General features: G+C 53.0%; 15 protein-coding genes, 2 tRNA genes and 3 rRNA genes. 10 read left to right on the forward strand and 10 right to left on the reverse strand.

Going from position 1 to position 21,731, the window contains the following annotated elements:
* Positions 1-291: 291 nt before the first annotated feature.
* The 6 genes from DHf2319_RS06385 (at position 292) to DHf2319_RS06410 (ending at position 6,777) form a co-directional block, all read left to right on the forward strand.
* Positions 292-1,822 (forward strand): 16S ribosomal RNA (locus DHf2319_RS06385).
* 93 nt (positions 1,823-1,915) lie between these two features.
* Positions 1,916-1,992 (forward strand) — tRNA-Ile (locus DHf2319_RS06390).
* A gap of 21 nt (positions 1,993-2,013) precedes the next feature.
* Positions 2,014-2,089 (forward strand) — tRNA-Ala (locus DHf2319_RS06395).
* 430 nt (positions 2,090-2,519) lie between these two features.
* A 23S ribosomal RNA gene (locus tag DHf2319_RS06400) occupies positions 2,520-5,404 on the forward strand.
* A 168-nt stretch (positions 5,405-5,572) separates the two neighbouring features.
* Positions 5,573-5,685 (forward strand): 5S ribosomal RNA (rrf, locus tag DHf2319_RS06405).
* Together the 16S, 23S and 5S rRNA genes with 2 tRNA genes alongside form the textbook arrangement of a ribosomal RNA operon.
* A gap of 174 nt (positions 5,686-5,859) precedes the next feature.
* Positions 5,860-6,777: a DMT family transporter gene (locus DHf2319_RS06410; protein ID WP_243477312.1), complete on the forward strand. Its 918-nt coding sequence runs from the start codon at positions 5,860-5,862 to the stop codon at positions 6,775-6,777.
* Here DHf2319_RS06410 and DHf2319_RS06415 read toward each other — a convergent pair.
* Genes DHf2319_RS06415 through DHf2319_RS06445 form a run of 7 tightly spaced genes read right to left on the reverse strand, consistent with a single transcriptional unit; the run spans position 6,774 to position 11,937 of the window.
* Positions 6,774-7,385 (reverse strand): Maf family protein, encoded by a 612-nt coding sequence (locus DHf2319_RS06415; RefSeq protein WP_243477313.1) that lies wholly within the window; start codon positions 7,383-7,385, stop codon positions 6,774-6,776. The two genes, DHf2319_RS06410 and DHf2319_RS06415, sit on opposite strands and share 4 nt — an antisense overlap.
* 3 nt (positions 7,386-7,388) lie before the next feature.
* Positions 7,389-7,862 (reverse strand): 23S rRNA (pseudouridine(1915)-N(3))-methyltransferase RlmH, encoded by a 474-nt coding sequence (rlmH, locus tag DHf2319_RS06420; RefSeq protein WP_243477314.1) that lies wholly within the window; start codon positions 7,860-7,862, stop codon positions 7,389-7,391.
* Positions 7,859-8,329, reverse strand: a complete 471-nt coding sequence (gene rsfS, locus DHf2319_RS06425) for a ribosome silencing factor (protein WP_243477315.1) — start codon at positions 8,327-8,329, stop codon at positions 7,859-7,861. The genes rlmH and rsfS overlap by 4 nt, the downstream gene beginning before the upstream one ends.
* 28 nt (positions 8,330-8,357) lie before the next feature.
* Positions 8,358-8,960 carry a nicotinate (nicotinamide) nucleotide adenylyltransferase gene (nadD, locus tag DHf2319_RS06430; protein WP_243480037.1) on the reverse strand — a complete coding sequence of 201 codons (603 nt, stop codon included), beginning with the start codon at positions 8,958-8,960 and terminating at the stop codon, positions 8,358-8,360.
* Positions 8,957-9,895 carry an oxygen-dependent coproporphyrinogen oxidase gene (gene hemF, locus DHf2319_RS06435; protein ID WP_243477316.1) on the reverse strand — a complete coding sequence of 313 codons (939 nt, stop codon included), beginning with the start codon at positions 9,893-9,895 and terminating at the stop codon, positions 8,957-8,959. The genes nadD and hemF overlap by 4 nt, the downstream gene beginning before the upstream one ends.
* A complete protein-coding gene (purD, locus tag DHf2319_RS06440) occupies positions 9,892-11,181 on the reverse strand; it encodes a phosphoribosylamine--glycine ligase (RefSeq protein WP_243477317.1) in 1,290 nt (429 codons plus the stop codon). Before purD ends, hemF begins: the two co-directional genes overlap by 4 nt.
* 24 nt (positions 11,182-11,205) lie before the next feature.
* On the reverse strand, positions 11,206-11,937 hold the full coding sequence (locus DHf2319_RS06445; RefSeq protein WP_243477318.1) for a YebC/PmpR family DNA-binding transcriptional regulator: 732 nt from the start codon (positions 11,935-11,937) through the stop codon (positions 11,206-11,208).
* Positions 11,938-12,112: 175 nt separating this feature from the next.
* On the opposite strand from DHf2319_RS06445, the gene DHf2319_RS06450 reads away from it, so the two are divergent.
* Positions 12,113-13,099, forward strand: coding sequence for a quinone oxidoreductase family protein (locus DHf2319_RS06450; RefSeq protein WP_243477319.1), 987 nt, complete (start codon positions 12,113-12,115; stop codon positions 13,097-13,099).
* 80 nt (positions 13,100-13,179) lie between these two features.
* Here the strand turns inward: DHf2319_RS06450 and DHf2319_RS06455 are convergent, their stop codons facing one another.
* From DHf2319_RS06455 to DHf2319_RS06465, 3 genes are all read right to left on the reverse strand, one after another.
* On the reverse strand, positions 13,180-14,205 hold the full coding sequence (locus DHf2319_RS06455; protein WP_243477320.1) for a class 1 fructose-bisphosphatase: 1,026 nt from the start codon (positions 14,203-14,205) through the stop codon (positions 13,180-13,182).
* 42 nt (positions 14,206-14,247) lie between these two features.
* Positions 14,248-16,956, reverse strand: a complete 2,709-nt coding sequence (gene pepN, locus DHf2319_RS06460) for an aminopeptidase N (protein ID WP_243477321.1) — start codon at positions 16,954-16,956, stop codon at positions 14,248-14,250.
* A 285-nt stretch (positions 16,957-17,241) separates the two neighbouring features.
* The gene (locus DHf2319_RS06465) at positions 17,242-17,610 is read right to left on the reverse strand and encodes an H-NS histone family protein (RefSeq protein WP_243477322.1); all 369 of its coding nucleotides are present in this window, start codon (positions 17,608-17,610) and stop codon (positions 17,242-17,244) included.
* Between the two features lie 399 nt (positions 17,611-18,009).
* On the opposite strand from DHf2319_RS06465, the gene DHf2319_RS06470 reads away from it, so the two are divergent.
* From DHf2319_RS06470 to aroG, 3 genes are all read left to right on the forward strand, one after another.
* Entirely contained in the window at positions 18,010-18,825 is an 816-nt protein-coding gene (locus DHf2319_RS06470; protein ID WP_243477323.1) for a carbon-nitrogen hydrolase family protein, read from the forward strand.
* An 87-nt stretch (positions 18,826-18,912) separates the two neighbouring features.
* Positions 18,913-20,370 (forward strand): metalloprotease TldD, encoded by a 1,458-nt coding sequence (gene tldD, locus DHf2319_RS06475; protein WP_243477324.1) that lies wholly within the window; start codon positions 18,913-18,915, stop codon positions 20,368-20,370.
* A 273-nt stretch (positions 20,371-20,643) separates the two neighbouring features.
* Complete coding sequence (gene aroG / locus DHf2319_RS06480) at positions 20,644-21,717, forward strand: 3-deoxy-7-phosphoheptulonate synthase AroG (protein ID WP_243480038.1); 1,074 nt, start codon at positions 20,644-20,646, stop codon at positions 21,715-21,717.
* Positions 21,718-21,731 lie beyond the last annotated feature (14 nt).

Genomic DNA, 21,731 nt, shown 5'->3' on the forward strand with positions numbered 1-21,731 from the left:
TTGCGAAAGTAGCTTACTGGCTACTCCGTTCTTTAACAACGAAACAACCGATAAGTGTGGGCACTTGTTGTCTGTAGGCGTTGGGTGTTCTGGGTAGTGACTTGGTGTTGGGTTTACTTGACATGGGGTGGCTATCTGGAGGCGCGATGACCACAAGTAAATAGCAAGTGCTCACGAAGAAGAAGCAAGGTAAGGAAGTCTCTTTGGAGAGATTTGGTAGATGACTTGTTTGTTTCTTTGAGTGAAGCGAGGTCTGTGCTGTGATAGGTGCAGGCCAACCAAACAGAGATTGAACTGAAGAGTTTGATCCTGGCTCAGATTGAACGCTAGCGGGATGCTTTACACATGCAAGTCGAACGGCAGCGCGGACTTCGGTCTGGCGGCGAGTGGCGAACGGGTGAGTAATGTATCGGAACGTGCCCAGTAGCGGGGGATAACTACTCGAAAGAGTAGCTAATACCGCATACGCCCTACGGGGGAAAGGGGGGGATCTTAGGACCTCTCACTATTGGAGCGGCCGATATCGGATTAGCTAGTTGGTGGGGTAAAGGCCTACCAAGGCTGCGATCCGTAGCTGGTTTGAGAGGACGACCAGCCACACTGGGACTGAGACACGGCCCAGACTCCTACGGGAGGCAGCAGTGGGGAATTTTGGACAATGGGGGCAACCCTGATCCAGCCATCCCGCGTGTGCGATGAAGGCCTTCGGGTTGTAAAGCACTTTTGGCAGGAAAGAAATCGCATGGGTTAATACCCTGTGTGGATGACGGTACCTGCAGAATAAGCACCGGCTAACTACGTGCCAGCAGCCGCGGTAATACGTAGGGTGCAAGCGTTAATCGGAATTACTGGGCGTAAAGCGTGCGCAGGCGGTTCGGAAAGAAAGATGTGAAATCCCAGGGCTTAACCTTGGAACTGCATTTTTAACTGTCGAGCTAGAGTGCGTCAGAGGGGGGTGGAATTCCGCGTGTAGCAGTGAAATGCGTAGAGATGCGGAGGAACACCGATGGCGAAGGCAGCCCCCTGGGATGACACTGACGCTCATGCACGAAAGCGTGGGGAGCAAACAGGATTAGATACCCTGGTAGTCCACGCCCTAAACGATGTCAACTAGCTGTTGGGGCCTTCGGGCCTTGGTAGCGCAGCTAACGCGTGAAGTTGACCGCCTGGGGAGTACGGTCGCAAGATTAAAACTCAAAGGAATTGACGGGGACCCGCACAAGCGGTGGATGATGTGGATTAATTCGATGCAACGCGAAAAACCTTACCTACCCTTGACATGTCTGGAATCCTGAAGAGATTTAGGAGTGCTCGCAAGAGAACCGGAACACAGGTGCTGCATGGCTGTCGTCAGCTCGTGTCGTGAGATGTTGGGTTAAGTCCCGCAACGAGCGCAACCCTTGTCATTAGTTGCTACGAAAGGGCACTCTAATGAGACTGCCGGTGACAAACCGGAGGAAGGTGGGGATGACGTCAAGTCCTCATGGCCCTTATGGGTAGGGCTTCACACGTCATACAATGGTCGGGACAGAGGGTTGCCAACCCGCGAGGGGGAGCTAATCCCACAAACCCGATCGTAGTCCGGATTGCAGTCTGCAACTCGACTGCATGAAGTCGGAATCGCTAGTAATCGCGGATCAGCATGTCGCGGTGAATACGTTCCCGGGTCTTGTACACACCGCCCGTCACACCATGGGAGTGGGTTTCACCAGAAGTAGTTAGCCTAACCGCAAGGGGGGCGATTACCACGGTGGGATTCATGACTGGGGTGAAGTCGTAACAAGGTAGCCGTATCGGAAGGTGCGGCTGGATCACCTCCTTTCAGAGTCTGCGCGATGCACACAGTGTCTTAGGTGGCAGGTGTCCACACTTATCGGTTGTTGGTTGGGATAGAGAGTTAAATGCTGGGTCGGTTGGGTCTGTAGCTCAGTCGGTTAGAGCACCGTCTTGATAAGGCGGGGGTCGTTGGTTCGAATCCAACCAGACCCACCATCTGCGGTTGCGACACACAGAGGGGGATTAGCTCAGCTGGGAGAGCACCTGCTTTGCAAGCAGGGGGTCGTCGGTTCGATCCCGTCATCCTCCACCAAGTTTGTGTGTTGTGGGTTGGTGAAGCGGCGGATGCAGCAGTGAGGTTTGGGCAGTGGGCGGTGCAGTGTGCAGTGAACAGGGCAAGCGGGTCTTGTGTTGTTGACTGTGCATTGTGTGAGGGCGCTTGTATTGGCGGGCGCGCGGTGCGCGATGTATCAGTAGGGTAATAACTCTTTGTTCTTTAACAATTGGGAAGAAGCACAACGAGAAGTGTTTGTGTCAAAGGGTTTATCTGGCCTACAGGGGTTGGGTAAGCGAAGAGGCACGGATACGGGTTGTGATTGCATAGTAGTAATTTGTTCTTACTCAAGTCTTTGTGTGGAGACACGCAAAGAGCCTTGAAAGGAAGAACGGCACACAAACGCGAAAACTCAGCAAAGTAGTAAAAAACTTATAAGTCTGTCAGGTGCGAGCCTGCAGGGTTATAGGATCAAGTGACTAAGTGCATGTGGTGGATGCCTTGGCGATCACAGGCGAAGAAGGACGTGGCAGCCTGCGAAAAGCTGCGGGGAGCTGGCAAACGAGCTTTGATCCGCAGATATCCGAATGGGGAAACCCACTTACCGTGAGGTAGGTACCCTGGACTGAATCCATAGGTCCAGTGGGGCGAACCGGGTGAACTGAAACATCTAAGTAACCCGAGGAAAAGAAATCAACCGAGATTCCGAAAGTAGTGGCGAGCGAAATCGGAGCAGCCGGTGCGTTTTAGCCGTTGTGATAGTTGAACAGTCTGGAAAGTCTGGCCATAGCAGGTGATAGCCCTGTAGACGAAATCACGATGGTGGAACTAGGCGCACGACAAGTAGGGCGGGACACGTGAAATCCTGTCTGAAGATGGGGGGACCATCCTCCAAGGCTAAATACTCGTGATCGACCGATAGTGAACCAGTACCGCGAGGGAAAGGCGAAAAGAACCCCGGAAGGGGAGTGAAATAGATCCTGAAACCGCATGCATACAAACAGTAGGAGCCTCCTTGAGGGGTGACTGCGTACCTTTTGTATAATGGGTCAGCGACTTACATTCAGTGGCAAGCTTAACCGAATAGGGCAGGCGTAGCGAAAGCGAGTCCGAATAGGGCGATATAGTCGCTGGGTGTAGACCCGAAACCAGGTGATCTATCCATGGCCAGGTTGAAGGCACGGTAACACGTGCTGGAGGACCGAACCCACTAATGTTGAAAAATTAGGGGATGAGCTGTGGATAGGGGTGAAAGGCTAAACAAACCTGGAAATTTCTGGTTCTCTCCGAATACTATTTAGGTAGTGCCTCACGTATTGCTGCCGGGGGTAGAGCACTGTTATGGCTAGGGGGTCATGGCGACTTACCAAACCATGGCAAACTCCGAATACCGGCAAGTATTAGCGTGGGAGACAGAGCACCGGGTGCTAACGTCCGGACTCAAGAGGGAAACAACCCAGACCGCCAGCTAAGGTCCCCAACTATCGCTCAGTGGGAAACGAAGTGGGAAGGCATAGACAGTCAGGAGGTTGGCTTAGAAGCAGCCATCCTTTAAAGAAAGCGTAATAGCTCACTGATCGAGTCGTCCTGCGCGGAAGATGTAACGGGGCTTAAGCGATAGACCGAAGCTGCGGGTGTGTACGTTTGTACACGCGGTAGGAGAGCGTTCTGTAAGCCTGCGAAGGTGGCTTGTAAAGGCTGGAGGTATCAGAAGTGCGAATGCTGACATGAGTAGCGATAAAGGGGGTGAAAAGCCCCCTCGCCGTAAGTCCAAGGTTTCCTGCGCAACGTTCATCGGCGCAGGGTGAGTCGGCCCCTAAGGCGAGGCAGAGATGCGTAGCTGATGGGAAGCTGGTTAATATTCCAAAGACCGTCGTATGGTGCGATGGGGGACGGATTGCTGAAGGTCATCAGGGTGTTGGAAGTCCCTGTTGCTGCACTATAGAAGGCGCTTAGGCAAATCCGGGCGCGTGATTCAAGGGTGTGGCTCGAGTGAACTTAGGTTCACGAAGTGATTGAAGTGGTTCCAGGAAAAGCCTCTAAGCTTCAGCCATACGAGACCGTACCGCAAACCGACACAGGTGGACGGGATGAATATTCCAAGGCGCTTGAGAGAACTCAGGAGAAGGAACTCGGCAAATTGATACCGTAACTTCGGGAGAAGGTATGCCCTGGTAGTGTGAAGAGCCTGCGCTTGGAGCATGAAGGGGCCGCAGAGAATCGGTGGCTGCGACTGTTTATTAAAAACACAGCACTCTGCCAAGACGAAAGTCGACGTATAGGGTGTGACGCCTGCCCGGTGCCGGAAGGTTAAGTGATGGGGTGCAAGCTCTTGATCGAAGCCCCGGTAAACGGCGGCCGTAACTATAACGGTCCTAAGGTAGCGAAATTCCTTGTCGGGTAAGTTCCGACCTGCACGAATGGCGTAACGATGGCCACACTGTCTCCTCCTGAGACTCAGCGAAGTTGAAGTGTTTGTGATGATGCAATCTACCCGCGGCTAGACGGAAAGACCCCATGAACCTTTACTGCAGCTTTGCATTGGATTGTGAACCGGCTTGTGTAGGATAGGTGGGAGGCGCAGAAGCGTGGTCGCCAGACTGCGTGGAGCCAACCTTGAAATACCACCCTGGTTTGTTTGCGATTCTAACCTTGGCCCGTGATCCGGGTTGGGGACAGTGCATGGTGGGCAGTTTGACTGGGGCGGTCTCCTCCCAAAGTGTAACGGAGGAGTTCGAAGGTACGCTAGGTACGGTCGGAAATCGTGCTGATAGTGCAATGGCATAAGCGTGCTTGACTGTGAGACTGACAAGTCGAACAGGTGCGAAAGCAGGACATAGTGATCCGGTGGTTCTGAATGGAAGGGCCATCGCTCAACGGATAAAAGGTACTCTGGGGATAACAGGCTGATACCGCCCAAGAGTTCATATCGACGGCGGTGTTTGGCACCTCGATGTCGGCTCATCTCATCCTGGGGCTGTAGCCGGTCCCAAGGGTATGGCTGTTCGCCATTTAAAGAGGTACGTGAGCTGGGTTTAAAACGTCGTGAGACAGTTTGGTCCCTATCTGCCGTGGGCGTTGGATACTTGACGGAGCCTGCTCCTAGTACGAGAGGACCGGAGTGGACGTACCGCTGGTGTATCGGTTGTCATGCCAATGGCATTGCCGAGTAGCTAAGTACGGAAGAGATAACCGCTGAAGGCATCTAAGCGGGAAACTCGTCTGAAGATTAGGTATCCCGGGGCCTAGAGCCCCCTGAAGGGTCGTTCAAGACCAGGACGTTGATAGGTCGGGTGTGTAAGCGCAGTAATGCGTTGAGCTAACCGATACTAATTGCCCGTGCGGCTTGATCCTATAACTGTGCAGGTTATAGCGTGATAAGTGTGCCGCTCAGTAACGTAGTACATGCAACACCGTGCAGTAAAACGCACAACCCAAATCAATCCAGCAAACACACACACGCTGTGCTTCGACCCCAATTGGCATGCCTGCGCACAACGCAGGTGTGCAACCAAGCTTACGCTTGACGACCATAGCAAGGTGGTCCCACGCCTTCCCATCCCGAACAGGACCGTGAAACGCCTTTGCGCCGATGATAGTGGATGTACATCTGTGAAAGTAGGTCATCGTCAAGCTCCTTACCCTCAAACCCCCGCCCTCAAAGCGGGGGTTTGTCTTTGGCACCGACGGTTTGCCTCATCCATACTGACTCATTTCAGCAACAATCTGGCCTGCCAGTACCGTAGCAATCGGCGCAGCGTCTCTTTACAGCTGTTCTGCCACTGTCACGGACGCTAAACTAAAGCCCTATGCGCGGGCAGGACATCACCGATCTCATTTTGCTAGCTGCCATTTGGGGCAGCTCGTTTCTGTTTATTAGTCTGGCTGTCGAAGATTTTGGTCCTTTTGCTTTGATGGCCATGCGCACCGGTATCGGCCTTTTGGTCTTACTGCCTCTGTTGTTCTGGCGGCACGCCTTGCCAGATTTGGTTCGTCACTGGAAACCGATCTTCACGGTAGGCATTATCAATGCCGCCTTACCATTTACTTTGCTCGCATATGCCGCATTTGTGATTCCGGCCGGCGTATTGTCGATTCTTAACGCTGCCACACCCTTGTGGGGCGCCGTTTTTGCGGGACTCTGGCTAAAGGATATTCTGCCTAAGTGGCGAATTGCTGGTCTTGTGATCGGATTTTGCGGAATGATCTTGCTGGTTTGGGATGAGCTCGAGGTGGATCAGTTGATAGGGACTGGACTTGGTCTGGCTGCCGCGGTGGCTGCACCTATGTTCTATGGGCTGTCATCGACATTTACCAATCGGTATTTAATGGGCGTGAGGTCCATCGCAGTGGCCACAGGTGCTTTGCTATCTGCGACGCTGGTGCTGTGGCCTTTAGCGGTTTTGATGTGGCCTGAGGGAGAGATCAGTCAGCGGTCTTGGGGCGCTTTATTGATGCTCTCCATCCTTTGCACCGGTGTGACCTATATTATTTTTTATCGTCTGGTTATGAATGCTGGACCTGCAAAAGCGAGTACGGTGACTTTGTTAATTCCCGTGTTTGGGGTTCTCTGGGGTTGGATGTGGTTGGAGGAAGAGGTCACGGGCGTGATTTTGCTGGCCACTGGAGTTATTTTGCTTGGTACGGCGTTAGCCACTGGAATCGTTGGTAGCCCGCATTTGAAGCAGTTACGAACAAAATTGATCCGCAAGTCTAAGGTCCGCTAAACGTACAATCCTGCTCGTTTCAGCAACTGTGCAGTTTCAAAAAGCGGCAAACCCACCACAGCGGAGTAGCTGCCCTCGATGTTCTTGACATAAGCGGCAGCTATGCCTTGAATGCCGTATGCGCCTGCTTTGCCGAATGGTTCACCTGAAGCGACGTAGTGATCAATCTCGGGTTCTGTCAAAGTGTCCATTTCAACACGGGCATGTGCTAGGGCTTCATGCAGCTGGCCGTCATGTGACAGAACTACCGCTGTGTAGACATCATGAGTTTTTCCGGCAAGTTCGGTCAATATGCGTTTGGCATCCATTTCGTCTAACGGCTTGCCCAGAATGGTTTGTCCCATGGCAACCGTGGTATCTGCTGCAAGCATTGGGGGCAGGGGCTGGCTTGGATGTTGCTCGCGCCAGTAATGTTGTGTGCGGATTAGTTTGTCGCGGGCAGTGCGGGTGACGTAATCAGTCACACGCTCGCCACTGAGTCTAGGCTCGTCTTCCCCGTCTGCTGGCACAACGAGTTGCTCGACAGGTACATGAATTTGTTCAAGCAACTGGAGCCTTCTCGGGCTAGCCGACGCTAGGATGAGTCGATCTGATTGGTTTGTCCACATGGCCTAGGTCCGATGGTATGGGTGTCCGGTGTCGATGGAATAAGCCCGGTATATCTGTTCGGCCAGGAATGCCTTGACTAAAGCATGTGGCAGCGTCATTGCCGATAGTTGTATCTTGAGGGGACAACTTGCCTTAAATTGGCTGTCGAGCCCATCTGCACCACCAATCACAAAAATTACGCCACCGTGATCGTTTTGCTGTGTCTTTAACAGTCTGAGAAATGCCTCGGTGGTAAGCGATTTGCCGTGCTCATCCAATGCAATGCGCACTCCCTGCGTTTGTTTAAGGGCTGTTTCAATTCGCTCTGCTTCAATCGCCATGTTCTGAGTCGCGGTTTTGCCGGCTTGGCGATCAGCGGGTTTGATGGTTTTAACGTCGAGTTGCCAATCGGGCGGTAATCGTTTGGCATAGGTGTCAAACGCTTGTTGTGCCCAGTCAGGTGGGCGCTGGCTGACCGCAACAATGGTGAGCTTCATGCGCCTTTGAGGGAAGCAGCCTTCTTGGACGTTTTTTTAACGGCAGTTTTAGTGGTTTTTTTAGCAGGTGCTTTGGTCACAGTTTGAGAGAGTGTTTTGACGGCGCGCTTTGAGGGTGGAGGTCCACCGATTTTCATGCGCACAGGTTTGCCACCCCAAATTTCCTCGAGGTTGTAATACTGTCGGATAGCAGGTTGCATGATGTGTACGACCACATCACCTAGGTCGACTAGCACCCATTCGCCAGTTTCCTCGCCCTCAGTGGCAATCACGGGGATACCAAGCTCTCGGGCCTTGTCCTCTACAGAATTTGCCAGTGCCCGCGTCTGACGGTTTGATGTGGCCGTGGCGATTACCACTCGGTCAAACAGGCTCGTGAGCTCTTCGGTGTTAAAGACTTGAATGTCTTGCGCTTTGATGTCTTCAAGAGCATCAACCACCGCACGCTGTTGTTTCTTAATATCCATGAGTTCAATGTTACTCGATGCTGAGCCCTTAAGGCTTGTCTTCAGATTGATAAAGATGGTTGTCTGCAATGTAGGCAGCCACCCTCGGATCGAGCCAATGTTCTGTCGACTCGCCGGCTTTAATTGCATGGCGCAAATGGCTGGCAGATATATCCATCGGCCTAAAATTAAGCACCTGGACGTGGGCCTGACCAGCATCTACCTGCTTTTGGAGCTCGTCCGGCAGTAGCAGCACGGCCCCAGGACGATGCGCCACAACCAACGTCACTAAACTGGCAATGTCTTGCCAGCGATGCCATGTGGGGAAGTTTTGTAGCTGGTCTGACCCTAGAATCCAGAAATAGTCATGATCCGCAGGCAATGTGGTCAAGGTGTCGATCGTGTAGGTTTTACCGGGCCGATTCAGCTCAACCGGATTGACGCTTAGACCAGGGGTGTCGCTGATGGCCATCTCCACCATGGCCAGCCTGTCCTCGCAACTGGCTGACAGGATCGGCTTTTGCCAGGGCTGGCGCGCCGGCAACAATTGCACTTGGTCCAACGCCAGGTCACGCAGGGCGGTTTTGGCGAGCTCGATATGCGCCTTATGCACCGGATCAAAGCTGCCGCCGAGTAATCCGATACGCATCAGACCCAATTCCTGGGTTTGAGGTAATCATACAGACGAGATTCGGGGCTGCCAGCTTCCGGATGCCAGTTATAACGCCAAGTTACCTCAGGGGGCATAGAAAGTAGGATCGATTCAGTCCGACCGCCCGATTGGAGCCCAAATAGCGTTCCGCGATCAAACACGAGATTGAATTCGACGTAGCGTCCACGACGATATCTTTGAAAGTCCTTTTCTCGTACGCTGTATGGCATTGAGCGCCGACGCTCGACGATTGGGAGGTAAGCGTCAATAAAAGCGTCACCAACCGCGCGCATCACGGCAAATGAACCCTCGAAACCGCGATCACTCAGGTCGTCAAAGAACACACCACCTATCCCCCGTGTTTCTTGCCGGTGTTTGAGATAAAAATATTCGTCACACCACTGCTTGTAGGCCGGATACAGTGAGTGATCGTGAAGATCAAGCGCAGTTTTACAGGTCTGGTGAAAGTGGCAGGCGTCTTCTTCAAACACATAGTAGGGGGTTAAATCCATACCGCCACCGAACCAGAATATGTCATTCTCCCCAGAATCGGGCTTGGCGTACGCCACAAACATGCGCACGTTCATATGTGTCGTGGGCACATAGGGATTGTCTGGGTGCAGCACCATGGATACGCCCATGGCCTCCCAGCAACGGCCCGCCACGTTGGGGCGGTGGGCTGTGGCGGACGCGGGCAGCGTATCGCCTTTGACATGACTAAACAACACGCCGGCACGCTCGAACACAGTGCCACCCTCGAGATAGCGAGAGATACCGCCGCCGCCTTGCTCACGCGTCCATTCATCTATCGCAAAGGCGTTGCCGTCCACCGTTTGAAGGGCATTGACGATGGTATTTTGCAAATTGATCAGGTAGGAATGTACACGGGGCACATCGGCTGCCTGGGTTATCGCGTGCGGGTTGTGCTCAGTCATGATGTCAGTGCTCGCCAAGCGATATCGTTGCGATATTGAGCACCATCAAACTTGATGCTTCCAAGCCTTGAGTAGGCAAGCTCGCGAGCCGCCTGAACGGTGTCACCGAGGGCTGTAACGCAAAGTACCCGACCACCCGAAGTGACCAACTTCTGGTCTTGTAGTGATGTGCCGGCATGAAAGACAACCACGTCTTTGTGATCTTTATCAGCGCCTGAATCAGTGATCACGTCTCCTGTGCGAGCTTTGGCAGGGTAGCCAGCGCTTGCCATTACAACGCCCAGTGCAGTGCGAGGATCCCAGTCGAGCGTGATTTCGTTCAGTCTGCCGTCTACCGCGGCATCCAGTGCTTCTAGCAAGTCCGAGCGCAGGCGCATTAGTATGGGTTGAGTCTCAGGGTCACCCATGCGACAGTTGAATTCCAGCACATCGATTGAGCGAGTGGCATCATCGCCATCGCCAATCATGACGCCTGCGTACAAGAAGCCGGTGTAGGGTAAGCCATCTGCTTGCATACCTGAGATGGTTGGCAGGATGACTTCACGCATGATTCGATCGTGAATCGTTGCACTCACCACGGGTGCTGGCGAATAAGCTCCCATGCCACCCGTGTTGGGGCCTTGATCGCCGTCGCCTAGACGTTTGTGATCCTGGCTGCTGGCTAGCGGCAAAATGTGTTTGCCATCAGCCATGATGATAAAGCTGGCCTCTTCTCCAGTCAGGCAGGCCTCTATCACAACCCTTGCGCCCGCGGCTCCCAAGCTGCCATCACCCAACATGCTGTCCACGGCTGCGTGGGCTTGATCGAGCGTTGTTGCAACCACCACACCTTTACCGGCTGCCAAGCCATCGGCTTTGATAACGATCGGGGCGCCTTGTGCATCGATATAGGCATGTGCTGCTGCCGGATCCGTGAACGTTTCATAAGCTGCTGTTGGAATGCCGTGACGCTTCATGAAGGCCTTGGCGTAATCTTTTGAGCTTTCGAGTTGGGCGCATGCTTGGGTAGGGCCAAAAATGCGTAAACCTTGCGCTTGAAAAGCGTCCACCACGCCTGCCGCCAATGGCGCCTCGGGTCCGACGACAGTAAGGTACACATCATGGTCCTTAGCAAACTTGGCAAGCTCAGTCGGGGATGACAACGCCACGTTGGTGACTTTGGCCATACTGGCTGTTGCGCCGTTACCTGGCGCGACATACACATGACTGACCTTTGGGGAGCGCAATAGCGCCCAGGTCAAGGCATGTTCTCGGCCGCCTGAGCCAATCACTAACAGTTTGTGCATGCGCTAAATTCCTTGTCGGTAGTTTCAGTCTTGGGCTGGCAGAACGGCGTTGGTGTAGACCTCTTGTACATCATCTAGGCCCTCTAGCGCATCGAGCAGTTTTTGCATTTTGATGGCATCTTCACCGGTAAGTTCTACCTCGTTTTCTGGTTTCATGATGACATCGGCCATGTCGGCGGTCAGTCCCTTGGCGTCTAGCGCGGCTTTGACGCTACCGAACTTGCCAGGTTCACAAATAACCTCAATAACCCCCTCTTCATCAGTCACGATGTCATCAGCACCAGCCTCTAGCGCAACTTCCATCACGTCATCTTCTGAGGTTCCCGGTGCAAATAGAAATTGACCGACATGGCGAAACATAAACGCCACGCAACCATCTTGCCCCAGATTTCCACCGTGCTTGGTAAAAGCATGCCGTACCTCAGCCACAGTACGCGTTCGGTTGTCTGTCATGCAGTCAACAATAACGGCCGCACCGCTGATGCCATAGCCTTCGTAGCGGATTTCATCATAATTGTCACCTTCGCCAGTGCCAGCGCCGCGTGCAATCGCTCTCTGGATATTATCCTTTGGCATATTAGCGGCGGTAGCCTTATCCCACGCCAGTCTGAGGCGAGGGTTGGCCTCTGGATCTGGGCCACCTGCGCGAGCCGCGACCGTGATTTCGCGGATGATTTTAGTCCAGAGCTTGCCTCGCTTGGCGTCCTGCCGGCCCTTGCGATGCTGAATGTTCGCCCATTTACTGTGACCTGCCATATCGCCCCATCGGTTCTGTCAAAAACCATCATTTTAGCCCGCCAGAAGATACACTAGCTAGCAAGCATCAATTGTCAGTCAATCGGGCTTGATTGCCGAGTTCTGTTGTACCTGGCCGTCGATGCGCAGTCCAGCAAAAAACAGCACACAACCAAATAACAGGATAGGGAGCACTATGAGTACCCTGACAAAAGCCATTCGTATTGAACAGCACGGAGGACCCGAGGTCCTGCAACTCGTTGAGATCGCAGTGCCTGCACCGGCTGAGCATGAAATCACGATCCGTCAACGAGCCGTCGGCCTTAATTTCATCGACATTTATTTCCGAACAGGGTTGTACAAGTCGCCTTTGCCTCATGGTCTCGGTTTCGAGGGGGCTGGTGAAGTGATTGGGGTAGGTAAGGGTGTCAAGCGTTTCAAGGTCGGTGACCGGGTTGCTTATGGTCAAAGCCCAATCGGTGCGTACGCAGGGGTGCGCAATGTGCCGGCGGCTCAAGTGGTCCACTTGCCCAAGGGTATCTCGTTTGAGGATGCCGCTGCCATGATGCTTAAAGGCTTGACGGTTCAGTACCTGTTTCGCCAAACCTATCGTCTTCAAGGTGGCGAGACAATTCTGTTTCATGCAGCCGCCGGGGGTGTGGGCTTGATTGCGTGCCAGTGGGCCAAGGCTTTGGGTGTCAAACTAATTGGCACAGCTTCAAGCGACGAAAAAACAGCGCTGGCCAAAAAGCATGGCGCATGGCAGGTGATTAATTACAGCAAAGAGAATGTGGTGCAACGAGTCGCTGAGCTGACCAAAGGCAAAAAAGTACCGGTTGTTTATGATGGTGTCGGTAAAGACACTTGGGAGACCTCACTCGATTGTTTGCAGCCACGCGGCTTGATGGTGAGTTTTGGGAATGCCTCGGGTGCTGTGGATGGTGTGAACTTGGGTATTTTGGCAGCTAAGGGATCACTCTATGTGACCCGTCCCACGCTTGCGGCTTATGTGCCCACGCCTGAAAAAATGCAAGCCGCTGCCGATGAGCTGTTTGAATTGGTATTAGCTAAAAAGATCAAGATGCAGATCGATCAACGTTACACACTTGAACAGGCCGCCCAAGCGCAGACGGCATTGAAGGCCCGAATGACAACTGGGGCTTCGATTTTTGTATTTGAATAACCCCAAGGGTCTACCCGCCGCAGCGCTTTAAGCTGCGGCGGGGGTGTTGGCGCTGCCCGCTCAAAGTCTTGTTGACCTTTTTAAGCCTGGTCAGCCTCAAGATGGTATTGCGTCACACGAGCAACTTCATTTTTTGAGCCGAGCATGACGCTGACTCGTTCGTGCATGCCTTTGGGTTCGATGTCTAGAATGCGCCGACGCCCATCAGTGGCCATGCCACCGGCTTGTTCCACCAGCATTGCCATGGGGTTAGCCTCGTACATGAGTCGCAATTTACCGGGCTTGTTGGGTTCTCGAGCGTCCCAAGGGTACATGAAGATACCGCCCCGCATCATGAGGCGATGTACGTCTGCCACCATGGATGCGATCCAGCGCATGTTGAAGTTTTTGCCGCGCGCGCCATCTTTGCCCGCTAAGCATTCATCGATGTAGCGCTTCATCGGGGGTGCCCAATGGCGAACATTGGACATATTGATCGCGAATTCCTGTGTATCTTCTGGAATTTGCATGTTCTCGTGTGTAAGCACCCAGGAGCCCATTTCTCGATCCAGGGTAAAGCCAACCACCCCTTCGCCAACTGTTAATACCAGCATGGTCTGTGGACCGTAGATCGCATAACCGGCAGCGACTTGTGTGTGACCGGGTTGCAGAAAGTCTTCCTCAGTGATGTCTCGCCCAGATGCGCTTGGTGGTGCTTGTAGCACCGAGAAAATAGTCCCGATTGAAACATTCACGTCGATGTTTGACGACCCATCGAGTGGGTCGTACATCAACAGGTATTCCCCTTTGGGGTAGCGGTTGGGGATACGGTGAATGGCCTCCATTTCTTCAGATGCCATGGCCGCTAGATGACCACCCCATTCGTTGGCTTCCAGTAGTACCTCATTGGAGATGACATCGAGTTTTTTCTGGATCTCACCCTGAACGTTCTCTTGCTCAAGGCTACCGAGCACGCCGCCAAGAGCCCCTTTGCTGACTGAATGACTGATCGTTTTGCAGGCCCGAGAAACGATCTCGATCAAGAGTCTGAGTTCTGCCGGAAGTGCCTTGTCGGTACGCTGCTTCTCAACAAGATACTGGGTCAGGGAGGTTCTTTTCTTAGACATGATGTACTCTCATGGGAGGATGATCTGAAACAGGGTGATGCGCTACAGGGTTAGAGCTTTGGTGACGATCTCACGGGTGTTGCCGGATATATCAGGCGTATCGGCAACAGACTTTAATGCGGCTTGCATGTGTGACTTTAGTGGCTCGATATGGTGAGCCCAGTGGTCAAGCATACGCGCTAGTCGCGCAGCAACCTCGGGATTGGATTGGTCAATGCGGGTGACCTGCTCGGCCCAGAAGCGATAGCCGCTGCCATCGGGCGCATGGAATCCAAGTGGGTTATTCGAGCAGAATTGAAAGACAAGGGCTCGGAGCCGATTCGGGTTGCGAAATACAAAGGCTGGGTGATTCAGCAATTGCGACACAGTCTTTAGACCGGTGCCCGGCGCGCTCGCTTGGATGGCGAACCACTTATCCACTACCAGGGGGTCATTTTGGAATCGATCATAAAAATGGGCCAACGCCGCCTCGACCCGATCGTCGCGAACGGGGCTTAGCAATAGCGCACGCAAAGCGCCGAGGCGGTCAGTCATGTTGTTTGCGCTGTCGTAATGGTGTGTGGCCAAAGACTTGGCTTGCTCTACATTGGCTAAATTAAGCCAGCCTAGCGCCAAATTGCGTAACGCCCGTTTGCCTGCGGCTTCTGGTGAGGCGTCAAACTGCTGTGTCACTGGAGACTGGGCTACACATTCCATGAGTTGATCAGCCAGATTCATTCCCAGAGTGGTCTCAAGCTGATGCTTGGCGCGAGCCAATGACAGCGGGTTCATCGGTTGCATTTGTTGTAGCAAATACTTGTCCGAGGGCAGGCTAAGTAGTCTGGTGATGTAGGCTTGGTCAAGCTTAGAATCGCCCAAAGTAGCGTTACAGACATCTATAACCAAGGCGAGTAAATTTGCAATTGCTGGCGTGTCGTTTTGGGTGGTGTCGGCAGCCTGGGTCTGAGCAAGCAAATAGCGGGTGTAAAGCATTTGCATCGCCTCCCAGCGCGCCCAGGCATCTGGGTCGTGTTGCGCTAAGGCTGCTAGTTGCTCATTGCTGTATTCATAAGCAATTTCAATTGGTGCGGTGAAGCCCCGATTTAGCGACAAGATGTCGTTTTTGATGAGTCCGGAAATTCGCCAAGATTGCTGCGTTTGCGTCAATTCGAGCAAGACAGATTCACCGGTTTGTACAGCTTGTTCACCCTCAGCATGAACGGACAGGTAGCGCTTGCTCCCGTCGGCACCAATGGCGCCAATGCGCAGTGGAATATGAAAGGGCTGTTTGGCAAAGCCAGTGGATTTTTCGACGCCAACCATCTCGCATCGCTGGGATAAGGTCAGTGTGGCATCTTCTGGGCCGTGTGATAGCTCAACATTGACATGCGGCGTGCCCGCTTGGCTATACCAGCGACGAAAGACGTCCAAATTACGGTTCGGGTGTTCCGCTTGCAACGCCCACTCCAGTGAGCTGACATAATCATCGCAGGTCACAGCCTGGCCGTCATGGCGCCGAAAATACTCTTGCATGCCCGACTGAAATGTCTGCTCTCCAAGCAGGGTATGCATCATGCGTATGACTTCGGCCCCTTTTTCGTAGACGGTCGCAGTGTAAAAGTTGCTGATTTCCTCAAAACTCTCTGGCCGGATAGGATGAGCCATGGGTCCAGCATCCTCGGGGAACTGGGCGGCCCTGAGCATAATGACGTCGTCAATGCGTTTGACTGCACGCGCACTGGCTGCCGAGGTCTCGTCCAGACCCTCAGCGAGCATGTCAGCAGTAAATTCCTGGTCGCGAAATACGGTCAAACCTTCTTTCAGACTTAACTGGAACCAATCACGACACGTGACTCGGTTGCCAGTCCAGTTGTGGAAGTATTCATGGCCGATCACTGCTTCAATGGCCTGATAGTTGGCGTCGGTGGCGGTTTCAGGATCTGCCAGCACATAGGCGGCGTTAAAGATATTCAGGCCCTTGTTTTCCATGGCGCCCATGTTGAAATCACGGGCAGCCACAATCATGAACCGATCAAGGTCAAGTTCGAGTCCAAAGCGACTCTCGTCCCAGCGTACCGAACGTTCGAGTGATTGCATGGCCCATTCAGTGCGATCAAAGGTGCCCGGATCACTATAGATTTGCAGGGTCACCGCTTTGCCGGAGCGGGTGTAGGTTTGCTGTTGGCGCAAATCAAACTCACCTGCCACGAGCGCAAACAAGTAGCAGGGCTTGGGGAAGGGGTCATGCCATTTGCATTCATGTCGGCCGTCATCGAGGTTTGTTTCTTCAACCAGATTGCCGTTAGATAACAGAACCGGGTATTGGCTGCGGTTGGCCCTTAACGTCACGCTGTATGTCGACATCACATCCGGCCTGTCGGCAAAGTAAGTGATACGCCGAAAACCCTCAGCCTCGCATTGGGTGAATAGACTGTGGCCCGAGACGTACAACCCCATGAGGCTGGTGTTTTGAGCGGGCTGTGTGATGCAAACGATTTCTATCTCGCAACTTGAGGGTAGATCCAAAACTGTCAGAGATGTGTCGTCAACTACAAACCGATCAGGTGCGCAAGGCTGGCCATTAAGACTGACGCTGACGAATTCGAGGTCTTCTGCATCGAGTCTGAGGGGGGTATGCGCGGCAACCCCATCGCGCCGAGTGACCGACAGTAAGGAGGTGACCCGTGTAGCCTCGGGGTCTAGGTCAAACTGCAAAGCAACGGTCGGGATGTGATACGGAAATGGTTGGTAGTCGTTACGGTATACAGTCATTTTCTTTTGGATTGGCGGCAAATCGAGAGGTTGTTGACAATTATTCACTCAATGCAGTCAGCAACTTAATGTAGTCGATTTTAGACCGGCCATAGAGTTTGCCTCAGGGCTTTTGCTCACGCGATCGATCGGGGCCGATAGATGACGATAGCGTGAGCAAGGCAGGCGCGCGCAAAGTGCTAGTGGGAGGTTTTAACAGACGCGAGCCGTCCGTGTCCCCGAGACTTTGACCATAGTTGACTGGCCGTGAAGCACTATTCAAATATTGATTGAATAGTCAGTTAATCAAGCGGTCGGAATGAGAAATTCGTCGCGTTTGCGACCAGACGCCTCGGCCTGTGTGACCCAGCGTGGGGCTTTGCCGCGACCGGTCCAGGTTTCGCCGGTATCTGGATGGCGGTATTTGGCAGGTACTGGGCCACGAGATCCACGTTTGCCGGTACTGATTTTGCTGCCGCGCAGCTTGGTGTTGCCTTTTTTGCCGAATGCCGCTGCAATTTCCTCGGGTGTGATGTCATACTCTTTCATCGAATTGATAATCGAACGAATCACAGGCTGGCGTTTCTTGTTTTGCAGAGCTTGCGCCTGTTTTTTTAATTTTTCGATTTCTTTTTCAATTTTTGCCTGTAATGCAGCATAACTTTGACGTGGCATGATGATTTTCCTAGATTCAGTTTGTTTTAGTTCTGACTCGATTCAGTATGGCTTGGAAAGTTATTGTTGTAGCTGCTGTTGGTATGGAGTCAGCTAAGTAGTGATAAGGACATAGGTTGCTTGGAATTCAGTGAGCATGATTGAAAGTGCATGCTAGAACGTGTATTCGCAAAATAGGTCTGCCTTATTGATTTGTAAATCAGCACTCCTAATCACAGTTCAGGGCTATTTGATCTGACCGAGTTGATCCAATCAAGTTTTTAATGACTGAGATTTGGTGGCTAAGTTTTAATTTAAATGAAGAAGCAAATTATCCAGCGATTGATTATAGCGAATCCATTAAAGTGTGTACTGCGCTTTCGATTTAACTGCCATCCAGATAATTATTAAGGAGATTTTATGGTTGACCGTTTTTTAGTGGCAGCTGTGCAAATGGTATCGAGCGATGATGTGCAAGCTAATATTGAAAGTGCCAAGGCTGGTGCTCGTGAGGCGGCCACAAAAGGGGCACAACTTGTTGTTCTTCCAGAGTATTTTTGTCTACTAAGTCCGCGCGATGATGCTAAAAAAGAAATCGCTGAAGATTATGGCGATGGTCCTATTCAAACTGCACTGGCCCAATTAGCCCGTGAAACTAAATTGTGGTTGGTAGGTGGTACGTTACCGCTGAAAGGCAATGAGATTGGTAAAACTGATCGGGTTTTTAATACCCAGTTGGTATTCTCACCTGATGGCGAGGTGGTTGCGCGGTACGACAAGATTCACCTTTTCAATTTTGATAATGGGGCTGAATCCTATAATGAATCAAAATCTGTTGTGGCAGGCCACGAGCCCCGCATCGCTGAATTGCCACTAGGCAAAGTCGGGCTTTCTACCTGTTACGATTTGCGCTTCCCCGAGCTCTACCGTGCGATGGGTGAGGTCGATTTAATCGTGGTGCCAGCGGCATTTACTGAAACCACAGGTCGTGCACATTGGGAACCGCTGCTGCGGGCCCGCGCCATTGAGAATCAGACTTATGTGCTGGCCTCAGCCCAGGGTGGGGAGCATCCGGGGGCACGTCGTACGTGGGGGCATTCTATGCTGATCGACCCATGGGGTGAGATCATCACACAGATGACTTTTGGTCCTGGTGTGTTGGTAGGCGAAATCAGTGGCGAGCGTCTGAGGTCGGTGCGTTCATCGCTTCCGGCGCTTAAAAACCGGGTGCTTTGAGTCGTTGTGTGAAACGTTGGCGAGACTGCCCCGTAATAGCTGGTTTGATTGTTGTGTAAGAACGAACGAAATTTTAGGAACTAATGAATGAGCGCCGTAATTGATAGCCAACCCATGAATGTTGCGCAAAATTTGTTGCTAGAGCCTTGGGGGCTCGGTAACAAGGACTTCGATCGTGCGATGGGCGAGATTTTTAAGCACAAGGTCGACTATGCCGATTTGTACTTTCAGTACACCCGCAGCGAGGGCTGGGGGCTTGAGGAGGGTATTGTCAAAACAGGCAGTTTTTCAATTGGGCAGGGTGTTGGCGTGCGTGCTGTGGCTGGTGAGAAGACGGCATTTGCTTACTCCGATGCTTTGTCCTCCGATGCCATCATGAATGCGGCTAGAGCCGTTCGTGAAATTGCGGGTGCGGGTCAACAGCGGCGCATCCCGATCACGGGTAAGCAAGTGCCAGGTGCGCATGCGCTATATGAATCACTTGACCCCGTGGCCAGTTTGCCTGCCGAAGAAAAGGTGAGATTGCTTGAACGCCTCGAAGCGATGGCTCGTGCTCGCGACCCGCACGTGGTTCAGGTGATGGCTTCGCTTGGCATGGAGTATGACGTGGTGATGGTGGTCGGTAGTGATGGACGTCAATGCGCAGATATTCGGCCTTTGGTACGCCTGTCCTTGACCGTGATTGCCGAACGCAATGGTCGTCGAGAGACCGGCAGAGCTGGGGGAGGCGGTCGCACGAGCCTGGGGTATTTCACTGATGATGTTCTGCAGAGCTACGTGGATCAGGCAGTGCATGAAGCCATGGTCAATCTCGAAGCACGGTCCGCGCCAGCTGGCGAAATGACCGTTGTGCTGGGCTGTGGCTGGCCCGGGATTTTGTTGCACGAGGCAGTCGGCCACGGCCTTGAGGGTGACTTCAATCGCAAGGGCTCCAGTGTATTTGCTGGGCGCATTGGGCAGCGCGTGGCATCCAAGGGCGTGACCGTGGTTGACGATGGCACGTTAAGCGGACGGCGTGGATCGCTGAATATTGATGATGAAGGCAATCCAACGCAGCACAACGTGCTGATTGAGGACGGTATTCTCAAAGGTTATTTGCAAGACACCATGAATGCCCGTCTGATGGGAGTGGCTCCCACCGGTAATGGTCGGCGTGAGTCTTTTGCGCATTTACCGATGCCCCGTATGACCAATACTTATATGCTCGCGGGCAAAGACGATCCAAAAGAGATTGTCAAATCAGTCAAAAGAGGGCTCTACGCAGTCAACTTCGGCGGAGGCCAGGTCGACATCACAAGTGGCAAGTTTGTGTTCTCGGCCTCAGAAGCCTACATGATTGAGAATGGAGAAATCGCCTACCCAGTTAAAGGCGCGACCCTGATTGGTAACGGTCCGGATGCCTTGACTCGGGTGTCGATGATCGGGCGCGACATGCAGCTCGATAGCGGAGTTGGCACTTGTGGGAAAGAGGGGCAAAGCGTGCCGGTAGGCGTGGGAATGCCCACGATTCGGATCGATGGCCTGACAGTGGGTGGGACAGCTTGAAATCCCGGTGTCTTCAAAGCGTTGTGAATGAGCAACAAATAGGCTTCAGTAGCTGGCTGAAATTTCCTTGTCAGCTTATCTGTGGTAGATTCGTGCCATGGTCAAAAACGCAACCTACTTTTGGTTTTACTTTTTTAGCTTTCCTCCCCTTGCTGGCGGAAGGTCGGTTGCCTAGTGCCTAAATAACTGAACCGAATCTGAAACCGCCAGCCAAGCTGGCGGTTTTTGTTTATGGATGCTCGCAATTATTTATTTGAATCCGAGGAGTTTGCTGTGCCACACAATACCGACGACATTAGAATTCGAGAAATCAAAGAACTCGCCCCCCCTGCGCATGCCATGCGCGAGTTTCCTTGCACGGAGTCGGTTAGTACCGTGGTGCATGAGGCGCGCCAGGCCATCCACCGCATATTGCATGGGATGGATGACCGGATGGTGGTGGTCATTGGGCCTTGCTCAATCCACGACACCAAGGCGGCCATGGAATATGCCAACCGTCTGAAGCCGGTTCGTGAGCGCTTAAAGGACAGCCTTGAAATCGTCATGCGCGTCTATTTTGAAAAGCCACGCACTACAGTGGGTTGGAAGGGGTTAATTAACGACCCGGATTTGGATGGTAGCTTCCAGATCAACAAGGGCTTGCGTCTGGCCCGCGAGGTTTTACTGGATGTCAACTCACTGGGCTTGCCTGCAGGCTGTGAGTTCCTGGACATGATCACGCCGCAATACATCGCTGATCTGGTGTCTTGGGGCGCCATTGGCGCACGCACCACTGAGAGCCAGGTACACCGCGAGCTTGCATCTGGATTGTCTTGCCCGGTCGGGTTTAAAAACGGCACCGATGGCAACATCAAGATTGCTGTGGATGCCATGAAGGCTGCCTCGCAGCCTCACCATTTTCTCTCGGTCACCAAGGGCGGTCATTCAGCAATTGTGTCCACCGAGGGCAACGAGGACTGCCATGTCATTTTGCGGGGTGGCAAGGCGCCTAACTTTGACGCACCAAGTGTGCAGTCGGCCTGTGAGGAACTCGCGAAATCGGGTCAGGCCCAGCGCGTGATGATCGATGCTAGCCATGCCAATAGCAATAAAAAACCGGAAAACCAACCAGCGGTGTGTCATGACATTGCGCAACAGGTCGCAGCCGGCGATACTCGTATCATTGGTGTGATGGTTGAGAGCCACTTGGTGGGCGGGCGTCAAGACTTGGTGCCAGGCCAGCCGCTGACATACGGGCAAAGCATCACAGATGGTTGTATCGATTGGGATTCGTCGGTGGCTGTGCTTGAAGAACTCGCGCAGGCTGTGCAGGCGCGTCGTAGAACGCTAGCCACCTCAGGTAAATAGGCCGGCATCGACAT

This window comes from Orrella daihaiensis (genome assembly GCF_022811525.1).
Lineage (GTDB): Bacteria > Pseudomonadota > Gammaproteobacteria > Burkholderiales > Burkholderiaceae_B > Algicoccus > Algicoccus daihaiensis.